Raw genomic sequence first — 14,818 nt, 5'->3', positions numbered from 1 at the left:
ATTTTTAACCGAGCCAGTAAGCTCTTTTTTAAATAATCTTTTGTATGAATTAGATGACCGCGTAAATATCAGACTCACGCATAATTAAGTACTCTTTTCCTTCGTAAGTAATTTCAGTACCTGCGTATTTTCCGTATAATACTTTGTCACCAACTTTCACAGTTAACGGTTCGTCAACTTTACCTGTACCTACAGCAACTACTGTACCTTGAGATGGTTTTTCTTTTGCTGTATCGGGGATATACAACCCTGAAGCTGTTTTTTCTTCTGCTGGAGCAGCTTCTACTACTACTCTGTCTCCGATAGGTTTGATACTTAATGCCATAATTAATTTACTTTTATCTGTTTTGAATTTATTTTTATGTTATAATCGCTATAAGCACATCATCTTTTATGCCAATTGTAATTGGAAGGGCTTTTAAGACAATTTTTCACACAAAAGTTAACATCCGAATCGACAAAAATTCATTTTGCTGTCACACTGTCATTTTATGTCTGCCAGTCTTACTTCTGCTTACCGAATATCCATTCGATTTAATACGCTTAATCCGCTTAGCAAAACCTTCACGAACCACTCATTGACAACAACGTCTAAAAAATACAGAAAACAAAAAGCCCCGTTTGCTTTCACAAACAGGGCGTATAATTTTTTATTGACACCTATTTTTTAGCCTCTTCCGCTGGTTTCGTGGTAGGCGCTGTCGCTGGTACTTTTTCCTGAGATTGAGCCGGAGCTGTTTGCTCTTGTCCAGCAGGAGCACCAGCAGGATTTTGTCCAGTACCTAAGTTCAATGGACCTTGCTGAGCAGGCGCTTCAATTTGCCCCCCCAATCCTCCTTTGGATGTGCTTGGCGATGTTCCAATAATATTTACACCCAAGCTAAACACCATGATGGCAATAACCATGATCCAAGTACCTTTTTCCAAAATGTCACCTGTACGTTTTACACCCATAAGATTCGTTCCACCCGAAAAACCAGATGACAAACCTCCTCCTTTTGGATTTTGGATTAAAACCAAAAACGCTAAAATAATACTAGCCAATATGATTAGACCGATTAATAATCCTTGCATCTCTTTATGTTATTAATTTAATTTCTTTTCTAATTCTGTTATGCGTGCCGCAAAGTAAGCATTTTTTTCTGGATATTTCAAAACTAATTTTTTGTAAACCTCTATTGCCTTTGGATATAAGCCCTGTTCCACATAGATTTTTGCAAGCGTTTCGGTAACGAGTGAGTACTGATCTTCCGAACTTTTCCTGGCTTTATTCTCTAAATCCAACTTCTCCGCTTGTAGCGGTTGAATGATAGGTTCTTCGCGAATAAACTTCTCAATGACCTTGTCAGACTTGCGCGGTATCTGAAAAGCGACTGTTGTTTTAACCTCATCACTTAATTTCGCCTCAGGCGGTTGCAAATGAAAAATATTCTCACGAATCTGTTGATCTAATAGCTGACTATCTAATTTTTCGTGAATTTTAGCGACATCATCACTTGATGGCTTCATTGGGCTCAAAGGTGATTTAACGTAGGGCTGATAAGTATGAGCATACTCCAATCTTGTTTTATGTAGCCACCACAAAAAACTGTATGGCATCGTATCATCATCATAAACAGAAACATGCTCTTGACTATCATTACTTTCGTTGGCAACAGATTCCTGAGGAGCCGTGGCCACAACTGGAGACTCCTGCAAATCACCCATAGCTACATCCTGTTGATTATTCGACCGAAAATAATCTGTTGCAACCCCAACCTCAATCAAACGATTCAACTCATCCTCCTCTATTCCTCCATCGGCCGCAATTTCGACAACACGATCATCGCCAATAGATTCCTCATCCACTAATAATTCATCCGATTGCGTTATTGCTTCAGAATCTACGGCAGATTTAACATGCACAAATTCATAAAGCCAACTCGGGGAACAAGCATATAACAGCGTGGAAGATAAATTCTGAACAGTTTGATGTTTCTCAAAAACTTTACGTTCATAAACGAATCGTAAGCTCTGTGCATAAGGGTATTTTTCAATCAAGGCCAAAATCAAATCTTCCTCTACCGTATCAGGGTAGTTGAGTGCTCGAAAAAAAAGCTCCTTATTGGGTAATGATACATTAAGATTCATCTTATAAATAGAGTTACCAATTAGCAAAAGCTTTATTGTATATATCTTCCGTTAACATTTGAATAATTTCCTTACCCAAAGTCTCTTCCTGTGCACTCTGAAGGTTTCCAGCGAACTCTTTAAAACGTGTAAATGGCTGTTCAAAGTCGTCCTTAGGATTAATTTTATTATGATAAGTCACTTTGACTGTGATCGTCAATCTATTCATAGCAGCACGATCAGTCCCCGCTTCAACAGCAGCAGGACTTATCGTATACTCCGTGATAAACCCCTCAAAGTTAGCGTCACCATCCTGGTTCACCTGACTCAATCGAGACTGATTACGAATACGCTCTTTAAGTGCCTCCGTAAAATTCTGACTTAATGTCGGGTAAACTAATGGAGCGATATTTTCGAAATATTGAATATTAACGGTTTTCATTCCCTCAGGAATAGACCCACCAGTAAATCCATATTTTACCCCACAACTATTCATGACAAACAAAAAGATTGTCGTGAGAAAAGTATATACTATTTTTTTTGACAACATCTGTAACCCCTAATCTAAATTTAAGTCTTTAATCTTTCTATACAAAGTTCTTTCAGAAATTCCCAACTCTTGTGCGGCAGCTTTACGCTTACCACGGTGTTTTTTCAACGCCTTCTTGATTAAATCAGATTCCTTATCAACAAGTGATAAAGATTCCTCCACCTCTTCTGCATCCTGCAGATAGTCATCCTTTGAAACAGGATTTTTTAACACATTTGCAGCATTTGCCGGCGAATGTATCGTCAAAGTCGGTGTTGTATAATTTTCCGGCTCCGATTTCAAGTGTGGCTCGATCTCTTGATATAATTGATTAATGTATGGAGAATTTTGATCAAATGTGCTAGAGTCAACGCCCTTCTGAATCAATTCAACCACCAGTTTTTTCAGATCAACCATATCTTTCTTCATATCAAATAAAACTTTATACAGCAAATCTCTTTCTGAAAAATCCTCCTTCCCTCCATTATTTGACGGAACCACTGCAGGAAGACTCGTCCGGGATTCATTGGGCAAATAATTTTGAAGTGTATACGCATCTACAACACGTTCTTTCTCCAAAACAGCGATTTGTTCGGCAACGTTTTTCAGTTGACGCACATTTCCAGGCCAACTATAGTTGCGTAGCATATTCTGAGCATCGTCCGTCAATTGAACGCCCGGAGTACGGTACTTTTCAGAAAAGTCCACAATAAACTTACGGAATAACAAGTTGACATCTTCAGGACGCTCACGTAAAGAGGGCACACGCAAGGGTACAGTATTTAAACGATAATAAAGATCTTCGCGAAATCTACCTTTTTGTACAGCTTCAAAAACATTCACGTTTGTAGCGGCAACTACACGCACATTTGTTTTCTGCACTTTGGATGATCCGACCCTTATATACTCACCTGATTCTAATACGCGTAACAATCGTGCTTGCGTACCCAAAGGTAACTCACCCACCTCATCTAAAAAAATCGTTCCACCGTCAACAACTTCAAAATAGCCTTTTCTAGCTTCATGTGCTCCCGTAAAAGAACCTTTTTCGTGACCGAACAACTCAGAGTCAATGGTTCCTTCTGGTATAGCCCCACAGTTGACCGCAATAAAGGGGCCATGCTTACGTGAACTCAATTGATGGATAATATGCGAAAAAACTTCTTTACCACTACCACTCTCACCTTGTATTAATACGGAAATATCAGTCGGAGCCACTTGCCGCGCAATATCAATTGCCCGATTCAACAATGGCGAATTACCGATAATTCCAAATCTATTCTTTATATCTTGGTTATCCATAAATTTCCAGTTGGAAATAAAATAATCTAAGTTAGCTTAATCAACAATTTTCCCTAACAGCGTCGCAGATGTACATGATTCAACAAGGACATTCACATAATCACCTTGCTTAAATCGAGGATCTATTGGAAAGACAACTAATGCATTTTGGTCGTTACGTCCACAAAAATCAAACTCAGATCGTTTTGAAAACCCTTCAATGAGTACCTTACAGACTTTTCCAACAAATTGTTGATAACGATATAAACTATGATCGCGTTGTTTATTGATAACTTCCGTCAAGCGCCGTTTTTTAATATCTTCAGGAATATCATCTGCATATCTTTTCGCCGCCAATGTGCCCGGTCTTTCCGAATAAGCAAACATATAAGCGAAATCATACTTCACATAGTCCATCATAGAAAGTGTATCCTGATGCTCTTCTTCCGTTTCGGTGCAGAAACCAGTAATGACATCGGTAGAAATAGCACAATCCGGTATAATACGACGAATTGCATCCACACGCTCCATATACCACGCACGATCATATGTACGGTTCATCAATTCCAATACTCTGGAATTCCCAGACTGCACGGGCAAGTGAATATAATTACAGATATTTTCATGTGATGCTATCGCATACAATACCTCATCTGTAATATCTTTTGGATGAGAAGTTGAAAAACGAACACGCAGAAGTGGACTGATTTCCGCAACCATCGTAAGCAAAGTAGCAAAAGTGACAGTTTCGCTGGGAACATCGCCTTCTGCTACTGGAGCAGTATATTTATAGGAATCGACATTTTGTCCCAACAACGTAACTTCCTTATAGCCCGCATTAAAAAGATCTTGAGCTTCTTTCACAATAGACTGCGGATCACGACTACGTTCGCGACCCCGTGTGAAAGGAACCACACAGAAAGAACACATATTATCACAACCGCGCATAATTGAAATGAAAGCGGTGACGCCATTTGAATTCAAACGAACCGGATTGATATCAGCATACGTTTCCTCTCTTGATAATAAAACGTTTACGGCTTTAGCACCATCGTCAACCTGATCAATCAAATTAGGCAGATCACGATAAGCATCTGGTCCCACCACAACATCAACCAATTTTTCTTCTTCCAGAAACTTCGACTTTAGACGCTCGGCCATACAACCCAATACACCAACGATCATTCCAGGATTCTTTGCTTTAGCAGCTTCAAACTCCTTTAACCGGTTACGAACACGTTGTTCGGCATTCTCGCGGATCGAACAGGTATTAATAAAAACAACATCAGCCTCCTGATAATTCTTGGTAGTCTCAAATCCTTTATCCAACAAAATAGAAGCAACAATCTCACTATCCGAGAAATTCATCTGGCAACCGTAACTTTCAATATAAAGTTTACGTCCAGTGCTTAAAGTCGGATCCTGTTCCAATAATAATGCCTCACCCTGACGAGATTCGTCGTGTTCCTTAGTGGTATGTGTTAAATCTAGCATAGCTCGCTATTCAATAGAATATAATTTTTATTATTTAATGAAGTCAACCCGTTCAGAAATCCATAATTTGATGAATTAATTTCCAACCAATAGTTGTTTCAAAGATTACAAAGTTAGAAATTTAAATCCATATAATGACAGTTTGTCAGACAGAAATATGATTTATGATTTATCACATTTCAGGTCTAAATGAATCACATTAGAAATTTTTACCCACTTTATTCCAAAAAAAAAAGCGTTGAGTTTATCAACGCTTTTTTATGATTGAACATCAAATAGAACAAATCGGAAAGACGAACGTCTTAAATCGAGTTATTGTCCTGCTTGTTGCTTCGCTTCTTTTTTCATTTGATCGCCCGCTACGATGACGATCTCGACCCGACGGTTTTGTGCACGTCCAGCTTCTGTATCATTACTTGCAATTGGTTCAGAGAAATTTCTGCCTTCAGTACGGATACGTGATGAAGCCAAACCTTTAGATACTGCAAAAGCACGCACTGAATTCGCACGGTCCAAAGACACTTTTTCATTTGCAGCCAGTGAACCTACATTATCGGTATGTCCGATTACCAAAATTTCAGTACCCTGTTCTTTATTCAATGTAGTGACCAAATTAGCAATATTATCTTTGGCTGACGCTTTAAGGTCTGATTTATTAAAGTCAAATAAAATACCTGAATCAAACTTAACAACGATACCCTCTGCAGATTGCGTAACTTCGGCTCCTTCAACAGTTTTAGAAATCTCAGCTGCTTGCTTATCCATTTTTTTACCAATCAATACACCAGCAGCGCCACCGATTGCAGCACCGGCCAAAGTACCAATTGCCGTATTACCGGCTTTCCCACCGATTAATGCACCTAATGCACCCCCGGCAACACCACCAATGACTCCGCCTTTAGTGGCATTATTCGTATTTTGGATGGTAGAACAACTTCCAAATAACATAGCTGAGGTTGCGACTGTCAAACCAAATACAGCCAATTTTCTATTCATTTTCATATGTATGCGATCTAAGACTTTATATTTAAACTAATACAGCTCTACTAAAATCAAACTAAGTGCCAAAAGATATTTTTATCAACTTTTTTGTTACCAAACGAGGAAAAAAGCGCTATTAAACTTCCTCCATGCAGTCAAAACGCTACATTATCTACTCATATTTATTTAAAATAGAACATGAGCTCGAGCATAAACTGTTCTACTTCTCCTGTGTCTTCACTTCAATATCTGGCAATAATGAACCTTTAGGTCTCCCCTTTGCATCAAAATCTTCCATAGACTGTTGCACGTAATGCATCAGATCGTATTGTCCCCAATGTTCAGCGAGATCAAAAGATGGGCGATAACGTATCATAAAAGCATCCAGCTCAGCACTATCCAGTTTCGTTAGATTCTTAACAGCTTCACGGGAAAAAATACGGTCAACTTGCAACTCCTCTTTCTCTCTATCCATGAATCGTCCAAAGCGCTTTGCGTTTTTAGCCTCTCGCCCAAAAAGATTATAAAGTGCAGTGGCAGGGCTACCCAAATAAGTTCCAAACTTATTTTTACCGCCATTATAAACACCCTTTTTGGAATAGTTATTCATAGCATCGTTTAATTCAGCTTCTTTCGTTTTCCTTTCAACAATGACAGTCTCCAATCGTATGCCCTCTTGCAATTCCACATAAAACTCATTCAAATTGGTTAACACGGTTTTTACAGGGGAATAACCCACTTTAGTGAAAGATAACGAATCTCCTACTGATGCATCGATGGTAAAAACACCAAAAGAATTGGTCAGCGTTGATCTGTGCGTACGGAGATTAATTACCACCGCATCTCCAATGCGATTACCGTTACCCTTTTGTAAAACCATACCCGAAACCTTCTGCTGTTGCTGAGCAGTAGCGCCGAAATAGGTAAATAAAAGTAAAAAAAAACCTACTATCTGTATCTGTAATATTTTCATCCTATTAGCTCTCTTCAATTATCCCGATTAGTTTTAGCGTGTAGCAGCAGTTTCATTGAATCCAATAGCGCATGCTCAAGATCGCATGCACACTTATTTTCAATCGTACAATATTGTAATTTACACGTTACCTATTGGCTAAAATTAATAATAGTTGGACACTTGTACTGTTAAAAAAGTTTAAATATTCTTATGTCCGCTACTTGTAAGGATAAAAAACAAAATTGGCCCCCTCCGCAACGACAACAAACAGACACATAAAATCTTTAGCAGGTTTATAGTTCTGAATGAAGGACGATTTGCGATCCTCCTGTATGATATCCATCGAAACGAACTCTTCCAATGTAGACGCATTAATTGTCCATTTTGTATCCAGCTCTTTGCGATCCAATATAACCTCGCCAACAGAGACTTCATGCTGATGAGCTATAAAAATGGGATATTCAGAATACCCTTCTTCCACAATTTCTAACGCTACCTCGCGGATTGATTCACTATAAAAATCGAGATCGACCTGCAGGCTCTTTAATGGACTTTGTCCTGTAGATGTTGTATTTTCTTCTCTTGCAGACCCTGCAAATAAATCTTCTACTTCCATAATGGTACAATTACTTTTTCAACTCCAATAAGACGACATTCTCAACATGTTGCGTATGCGGAAACATATCCACCGGTTTAATACGCTTTACCTCATATTTCTCCGCTAACAACAAAAGATCTCTCGCTTGCGTCGCAGCATTACAACTCACATATACGATACGCGGAGATTCCATTTCCAACAAACGTGCCACAACATCGGCATGCATTCCTGCACGTGGCGGGTCTGTAATCACTACATCAGGTTTACCATGTTCGGAAATGAAGGAAGGGGTCAAAACATCCTTCATATCTCCAGCATAGAACTTTGTATTCGTAATATTATTGATGGACGAATTGACTTGTGCATCTTCAATAGCTGTAGGAACGTACTCTACACCCACAACTTCTCGAGCTTGCTTAGCAACAAAATTTGCTATCGTACCAGCACCCGTATACAAATCATATACCAATTCATCGCCATTCAGACCGGCAAAATCACGGGTGATTTTATATAACTCGTAAGCTTGTGCAGAATTCGTTTGATAGAAAGATTTAGGTCCAACTTTATACCGTAATCCTTCCATCTCCTCATAAATAAAATCACGCCCCGCGTAGATATGGATATCTTGGTCAAAGATCGTATCATTGCGTTTCTGATTGACAATATATAATAGCGAAGTGATTTGTGGGAACTTTTCTTTGACATCATTCATCAGCAATTCTACCTGCCCCTCTTCTGGATAAGCAAAAACAACGATCACCATCATCTCGCCAGTAGAAGAAATACGGATAATCAAATTACGCAAAACACCTGTATGCTCACGCAAATCGTAGAACGTAATGCCTTGGCCAAGTGCAAAATCACGAATTGAATTGCGAATTTCATTTGAAGGGTCTTCTTGCAGATAGCAATGATCAATATCTAAAATTTTATCAAAACGTCCCGGCACGTGAAATCCCAAAGCATTCATTTCCAATACAGACGCATCTTCATCCACAGAAGTCAACCACTTTTTGTTTGAAAAAGTGTACTCTAATTTATTCCTATAATATTCTGTTTGCACCGAGCCTAATATACGTTCCATAGCAGAGGTATCCACCTTCCCAATACGCGATAAAGCATTATCGACAGACTGTTGTTTAAATTTCAATTGAGCATCATATGTCATATGTTGCCACTTACATCCGCCACAAACTCCAAAGTGCTCACAAAAAGGATTTACACGATAAGACGAGGCCTCTTTTAAAGCAGTTACACGAGCCTCTGCAAAATTCTTTTTCTTGCGCATAAGCTCCACGTCAACAACATCTCCCGGAACAGCTTTTTCAACAAACAAAACCAAATCTTCGGTTTTTCCAACACCTCTACCCTCTTCGGCAATATCAATGATGGCAATATCTTTCAAGAACTTTTTATCTTGTGGAATTCTTCTACTCATAGGATGCAAAAATACAATTTTTATAACGATTTTTCACCTGCACAAATTATTTATAAGCATTGATTATCACGACTATAAAGGAACTCTTCACGTGCTATCGGCTTCGTACAGACTATAATAGCGCAATCGAATATCTACAAACGTAAATATGAAAAAAAGCAAATCACAAGAAAGAAAAAACATTGAAAGAGGAGAGCCCCGGCCATTGGAACAAGAATGACAGCGTTAAAGGGAACTTATTGAACAGTTGCCTGAACAAGGTAAGGCAGGATTTCCTTCTGAAAGGAAATAAAATTTTTACGCACATCAGCATCCGAAACCGCAGTAAACGCAAATGAAAATACAATACTTTTACTGGATTTAATCAGAAAGGTTAACTTTTCTTCACTAATCGCTTCATTAATTTTTTCATTTTGAATGAATGTACTTAAGAGCAGAAACTCCAAATCTTCAGAAAGGGTTTTTAGGTATTCCTGAGCATTCGCAGACTCCCGAATAAACTCCCATCCGATCAACTCATTGCAAACGGTGTAGGTTAGTCGGCTTACCCGCAAAATCGTAAAACCCAAAAAAGAAGCCATATCATCTTCATATTTGGTCGTTTTTAAAATATCCTGCAAGCTCGCGCGAAGATAATCCATCAAGATGGCATGCAAAATCATTTCTTTGCTATCAAAATATTTGTACACAGTAGCTTTTGCTATCTTGGCCTTTTTCGCCAAAGTATTCACACTGGTTTTATGATAACCATTTTGACGAAAAAGCTCTCGTGCCGTTCTTTTTATTGATTCAATGATATGATCTGGTTCCATGTAATTTTATAATAGGCATATCGAATTTCAGCGACAAGATCAAAGACTAAAAAGCATCACATTATTCCCAGACTTCGTCATAATGGAGAATAATATGATGCAATAATTGTTTTTGAACATTAATTTATATTAATTCCGTCTCAAATTGCGACAAGAAACGGGTATCGTTCTCAGAGAAAAGACGCAAGTCCTTAATTACATATTTCAGATTAGTGATACGTTCAATACCCATACCAAATGCAAAGCCAGCGTATTTTTTACTATCAATACCACAATTGTCAAGAACATTAGGATCCACCATACCACAACCTAAAATCTCTACCCAGCCAGAGTATTTACACAAATTACATCCAGCACCTTTACAAATGGTACAAGAAATATCCATTTCTGCTGAAGGCTCCGTAAAAGGGAAATATGAAGGACGGAAACGTACTTTAGTACCTTCCCCGTACATTTCTTGGACAAAATGATATAAGGTTTGTTTCAGATCAGCAAAAGAAACATTTTCGTCTACATACAAACCTTCCACCTGATGAAAGAAACAGTGTGCACGGGCCGAAATAGCCTCATTTCTATAAACACGACCGGGCATAATGGCACGGAATGGAGGTTTGCCAGCTTCCATTAAACGTACCTGAACGGAAGAAGTATGCGTTCTTAAAGTAATATCATTACCTTCCTGTTTCTTGATAAAGAAAGTATCTTGCATATCACGCGCAGGATGCTCGGGAGGGAAATTCAACGCCGAGAAGTTGTGCCAGTCATCTTCGATTTCTGGACCTTCCGAAACAATAAAACCTAATTTCTTGAAAATTTCAACAATTTCTTTACGAACCAGGGAGATTGGATGTCTAGATCCTAGCTGAAATCCCTGCCCCGGTAATGTTAAGTCGCCCTCAAGCTGTTCGGATTTTTGCTTCTCTCCAAGTCCGAATTTTTCTTGTGCTTCCTTAAACGTATTTTCTGCCAACTGCTTAAATTCGTTCAACACTTTACCCAAAGTACGTTTCTCTTCAGGTGTAACGGTTTTGAATTCATCAAAAAGATTCTTCACAATCCCTTTTGAAACCAAAAACCTCAATCTGAAATTTTCTACATCGGCTGAAGAAGTCGGCGAAAACGCCTTAATTTCCTCAGTATACTGCGTAATTCTATCTTGCAACATAATTAGAGCAAACATAGCCAAAATTTCGTCGAAAAAGAAATTTTGGGCATTCGCCGATCATGAACAAAAACATCAATTTAGACAACTAAAAAACGAACTGCAGCCAATTACGCGGTACGAGTAGTCAAAAATGTCCAATAAACAAAAAAGCAGACTCATTTGCCTGCTATTCTAACTATCATCGATTGATTACCAAAGTCAAGTTTTTACATAACCATAACTTATTACAGATTAAAATGGTAACGGATTATCCTCTTGGTCATTTTCGGTAAAATCAACTTCAACTTCTTTATCTTCCGCTTTTTGTGCTTGCGTATTGGGTGTATTGCCCGCACCTGCACCAGTGTTCGGCTCAAAATCTGATTTACGACCTAAAAGTGTAAAAGTTTCTGCAACGACCTCCGTAGCGTATCGTCTAATACCTTCCTTATCCTCATAAGTACGCGTCCTTAATCGGCCTTCAATATAAACTAACTTCCCCTTTGTTAGATATTTCACAGCCACGTCAGCCAGACCTCGCCACATAACAATATTGTGCCATTCGGTTTGCTCCACCCTTTTTCCATCTTTATTATAGGTTTCTGATGTTGCCAATGGAAAACTGGCAACAGAGACATTGCCTTCTAAATAACGAATTTCGGGATCTTTTCCAAGATGTCCCACTAAAATGACTTTGTTAACTCCTGACATAATTTAAAAGCATAAATGGTTAAAAATTTGACCTTTCCAAAAAAGTAAAGATCAACTTGTGTTTAGCTAATTTATCTAAATCTTTTAGAATTACATAATCCCAATTTGATTTTTTTTGAATTAAATCTCCTTTTAACCGCACTTCAAAAAATGTGGCATAAATATTCTGATGGCTTAAAATATGCTTAGTCTGCTGCTGCAAGATGCTCAGGTCAGCATCTTTCCCAAAATAAGACACAAACCACTCATCGTTCAGAATATCAACAATATCCATCGTATGATCTGATTCCAGGAGTGGAAACTCATACAGATTCTGCCAAACATCACCTTCACCGCGTTTAGACATCAGAAGACGATTGCTATCCTTTAAAATAAAATAATTGAAATATCTATCTCTGCTTCCTTTGCCTTTAAGCTTTACAGGCAATTGATTGACCTCGCCGCGTGTAAAGGCATAGCATGAAAGACGAAACATGCATTGCTCACAAAGCGGTTGCTTAGGCTTACAATGGATCGCACCAAAATCCATAATAGCCTGATTATATTGGGCCGGATGATTTTGATCCAGATTTTCTTTCGCTATCGCAGCGAAAACCTTTTTCCCTTCCGTTGAATTAATGGGAGTTTCTATTCCATAATAGCGTGCAAGTACACGAAACACGTTTCCGTCTAAAACTGCCTGGGCCTCATTATTAGCAAAAGAAGATATTGCTGCAGCAGTATATTCCCCTACACCAGGAAGGCTTAGTAAGGTCTTATAATCCACTGGAAAAATCCCATTGAATTGATCCCGGACAATTCGAGCCGCTTTATGCATATTCCGCCCCCTGGAGTAATATCCCAAACCTTGCCAGAGGTGAAGAATGTCGTCTTCATCCGCATTTGCAAAATCTACTACAGTATTGAATCGCTCCACAAAACGATAGTAGTACGGCATGCCCTGCTCCACCCGCGTCTGTTGCAGAATAATCTCCGAAAGCCATATTTTATACGCATCATGTGTTTCTCTCCATGGTAAATCTCGCTTATGCTCCTGATACCATGCCTGCAATTCTTCACCAAATATCATAGCCACAAAAATGCATAATTTTTGCCTATTCCAAGCATTACCTCATCCCAAGGTTTCTCTTACTATATTAATTTATCCACAATAGCGAAGGTTTCTAAAAATGGATAGACACATGGAAGGGAAGACTTGGAGAATTTTTCCTATATTGACGCCAAAGGGAAGTTTATCAAAATATGAAGAGTAATTCGCAGACATTTCACTTGTCGACATTGCACCGTGGAAAATACATGTTTATATTGTTGACTTCAATCCTGCTCATTGGAATAGGCATGTCTAAAGTTCCGGTACAGGAAATCATCAAGATTATTATCGCTCTTTTAATGATCCCTTTTGCCTTATACTTGGCTATTAAGTGTTCGACATTATCGTCGACATGGATTTTGGAAGAAGAAGTACTCCGCATCAGCAATGCCAAGAAAACAGTCGTTTTTCCTTTAAGCAGTATTTCGTATATCCGAAATCTGAAGCGCTCTGGCGGCAACCTAATTATCATCCACCCGGTCAAAGGCCCGGCTTTTCGAACATGGCGCAACAAATTGTTCCAAAAGGAAGATGATCTTCCACTGTTGAGCGAGGCGCTGAGGGCAGCCGATATCGAATATTACGACCTATAAATTCTTTGTTCCTTCAGTAACATTTGTTACAGGCTTTTGCAAAGGCAGTATGTACCTTTGTAACATCACTTAAGAACATTGTTATGTTATTGGAATACATCAAACAACCGTGGCCCTGGTATATTTCAGGTCCTTTAATTGCACTGGTCATGTACCTTCTGCTCAAACAGGGTAAGGATTTTGGCATGTCCAACAATTTACGTACAATGTGCACTGTACTAGGTGCGGGCAAAACTTCATCTTTTTTTAGGTTCGACTGGAAGACACAATCCTGGAATCTTCTGCTGGTACTCGGAACCGTTATCGGAGGTTTTATCGCACATTATTTTCTCGACGACGGCACACCAACACAAATCCATGCGAAAAGTGTGGCAGATCTGAAAGAACTGGGTATTATCGACCATATACAAGGTTACCTCCCCGAATCCATTTTTGTTTTTAACGGATCTCTGTTTCAATTCCTAATTTTAAGTATCGGCGGTATATTAATCGGCTTTGGAACGCGGTATGCTGGCGGCTGCTCTTCTGGACATGCCATTTCAGGGCTCAGCAACTTCCAGATTCCATCGTTGATCGCTGTAATCGGCTTCTTCCTAGGTGGAATAATCATGATCCATTTTTTATTTCCCTTAATCTTTGCATAAAATGAAAGCATTAAAATTCATATTAATAGGCATATTATTTGGCATTATCTTATATAAGTCGGAAGCGGCATCATGGTATAGAATATACGAAATGTTTCAATTTCGCTCCTTTCACATGTATGGTATCATTGGAACAGCGCTAACAACAGCCATTATTATTGTACAGATCATTAAAAGGAAACAAATTAAGGACAGCCACGGAGCGCACATCACCTTTGCAGATAAAGATAAAAGCATTACCCGGTATCTGGTGGGCGGCACAATCTTTGGTTTGGGCTGGGCGCTGACTGGTGCTTGCCCAGGCCCCATGTTTGCTTTAATCGGAGCCGGTTACTGGACGATTGGCATTGTACTATTGTTTGCCTTATTGGGTACATGGATTTACGGTATCTTGCGCAACAAATTGCCCCATTAACCTACAGGTAGTCTACTATTTTGA

At 38.9% G+C, this 14,818-nt stretch carries 17 protein-coding genes; 3 read left to right on the top strand and 14 right to left on the bottom strand.

Features of this window, described 5'->3' with window-relative positions; genetic code table 11:
• Positions 1–49: 49 nt before the first annotated feature.
• From B3E00_RS11000 to mutY, 14 genes are all read right to left on the bottom strand, one after another.
• Positions 50–325 carry a co-chaperone GroES gene (locus B3E00_RS11000; protein WP_028070710.1) on the bottom strand — a complete coding sequence of 92 codons (276 nt, stop codon included), beginning with the start codon at positions 323–325 and terminating at the stop codon, positions 50–52.
• A 335-nt stretch (positions 326–660) separates the two neighbouring features.
• Complete coding sequence (gene secG, locus B3E00_RS10995; protein ID WP_209577578.1) at positions 661–1,074, bottom strand: preprotein translocase subunit SecG; 414 nt, start codon at positions 1,072–1,074, stop codon at positions 661–663.
• Positions 1,075–1,086: 12 nt separating this feature from the next.
• Positions 1,087–2,130, bottom strand: coding sequence for a hypothetical protein (locus tag B3E00_RS10990; RefSeq protein ID WP_293938423.1), 1,044 nt, complete (start codon positions 2,128–2,130; stop codon positions 1,087–1,089).
• A 13-nt stretch (positions 2,131–2,143) separates the two neighbouring features.
• Entirely contained in the window at positions 2,144–2,605 is a 462-nt protein-coding gene (locus B3E00_RS10985) for an LptE family protein (protein WP_293938421.1), read from the bottom strand.
• 63 nt (positions 2,606–2,668) lie between these two features.
• On the bottom strand, positions 2,669–3,940 hold the full coding sequence (locus B3E00_RS10980; RefSeq protein WP_209577572.1) for a sigma-54 interaction domain-containing protein: 1,272 nt from the start codon (positions 3,938–3,940) through the stop codon (positions 2,669–2,671).
• A gap of 36 nt (positions 3,941–3,976) precedes the next feature.
• Entirely contained in the window at positions 3,977–5,413 is a 1,437-nt protein-coding gene (gene miaB, locus B3E00_RS10975) for a tRNA (N6-isopentenyl adenosine(37)-C2)-methylthiotransferase MiaB (protein WP_209577570.1), read from the bottom strand.
• 312 nt (positions 5,414–5,725) lie between these two features.
• Positions 5,726–6,421: an OmpA family protein gene (locus tag B3E00_RS10970; RefSeq protein ID WP_409050314.1), complete on the bottom strand. Its 696-nt coding sequence runs from the start codon at positions 6,419–6,421 to the stop codon at positions 5,726–5,728.
• A 193-nt stretch (positions 6,422–6,614) separates the two neighbouring features.
• On the bottom strand, positions 6,615–7,367 hold the full coding sequence (locus B3E00_RS10965; RefSeq protein ID WP_209577564.1) for a hypothetical protein: 753 nt from the start codon (positions 7,365–7,367) through the stop codon (positions 6,615–6,617).
• A gap of 199 nt (positions 7,368–7,566) precedes the next feature.
• Positions 7,567–7,965: a hypothetical protein gene (locus tag B3E00_RS10960; protein ID WP_209577563.1), complete on the bottom strand. Its 399-nt coding sequence runs from the start codon at positions 7,963–7,965 to the stop codon at positions 7,567–7,569.
• Between the two features lie 10 nt (positions 7,966–7,975).
• Complete coding sequence (rlmD, locus tag B3E00_RS10955) at positions 7,976–9,385, bottom strand: 23S rRNA (uracil(1939)-C(5))-methyltransferase RlmD (RefSeq protein ID WP_293938419.1); 1,410 nt, start codon at positions 9,383–9,385, stop codon at positions 7,976–7,978.
• A gap of 236 nt (positions 9,386–9,621) precedes the next feature.
• Positions 9,622–10,197 carry a TetR/AcrR family transcriptional regulator gene (locus B3E00_RS10950; RefSeq protein ID WP_209577560.1) on the bottom strand — a complete coding sequence of 192 codons (576 nt, stop codon included), beginning with the start codon at positions 10,195–10,197 and terminating at the stop codon, positions 9,622–9,624.
• A gap of 124 nt (positions 10,198–10,321) precedes the next feature.
• Positions 10,322–11,362, bottom strand: coding sequence for a phenylalanine--tRNA ligase subunit alpha (pheS, locus tag B3E00_RS10945; RefSeq protein ID WP_209577559.1), 1,041 nt, complete (start codon positions 11,360–11,362; stop codon positions 10,322–10,324).
• Positions 11,363–11,593: 231 nt separating this feature from the next.
• Positions 11,594–12,052: a single-stranded DNA-binding protein gene (locus B3E00_RS10940; RefSeq protein WP_293882653.1), complete on the bottom strand. Its 459-nt coding sequence runs from the start codon at positions 12,050–12,052 to the stop codon at positions 11,594–11,596.
• 19 nt (positions 12,053–12,071) lie between these two features.
• Positions 12,072–13,121, bottom strand: a complete 1,050-nt coding sequence (gene mutY, locus B3E00_RS10935; RefSeq protein WP_293882676.1) for an A/G-specific adenine glycosylase — start codon at positions 13,119–13,121, stop codon at positions 12,072–12,074.
• A 173-nt stretch (positions 13,122–13,294) separates the two neighbouring features.
• Here mutY and B3E00_RS10930 point away from each other — a divergent pair, with 173 nt between their 5' ends.
• The 3 genes from B3E00_RS10930 (at position 13,295) to B3E00_RS10920 (ending at position 14,794) form a co-directional block, all read left to right on the top strand.
• Positions 13,295–13,735 carry a hypothetical protein gene (locus B3E00_RS10930; RefSeq protein ID WP_209577551.1) on the top strand — a complete coding sequence of 147 codons (441 nt, stop codon included), beginning with the start codon at positions 13,295–13,297 and terminating at the stop codon, positions 13,733–13,735.
• An 83-nt stretch (positions 13,736–13,818) separates the two neighbouring features.
• Positions 13,819–14,379, top strand: a complete 561-nt coding sequence (locus B3E00_RS10925; RefSeq protein ID WP_209577549.1) for a YeeE/YedE family protein — start codon at positions 13,819–13,821, stop codon at positions 14,377–14,379.
• Between the two features lies 1 nt (position 14,380).
• On the top strand, positions 14,381–14,794 hold the full coding sequence (locus tag B3E00_RS10920) for a DUF6691 family protein (RefSeq protein ID WP_293882647.1): 414 nt from the start codon (positions 14,381–14,383) through the stop codon (positions 14,792–14,794).
• Positions 14,795–14,818 lie beyond the last annotated feature (24 nt).

The organism is Sphingobacterium sp. UBA5996, from assembly GCF_002429765.1.
Taxonomy (GTDB): domain Bacteria; phylum Bacteroidota; class Bacteroidia; order Sphingobacteriales; family Sphingobacteriaceae; genus Sphingobacterium.
Note: the sequence above shows the minus strand (reverse complement) of the source record. Positions and strands in the feature narration are given on the sequence as shown.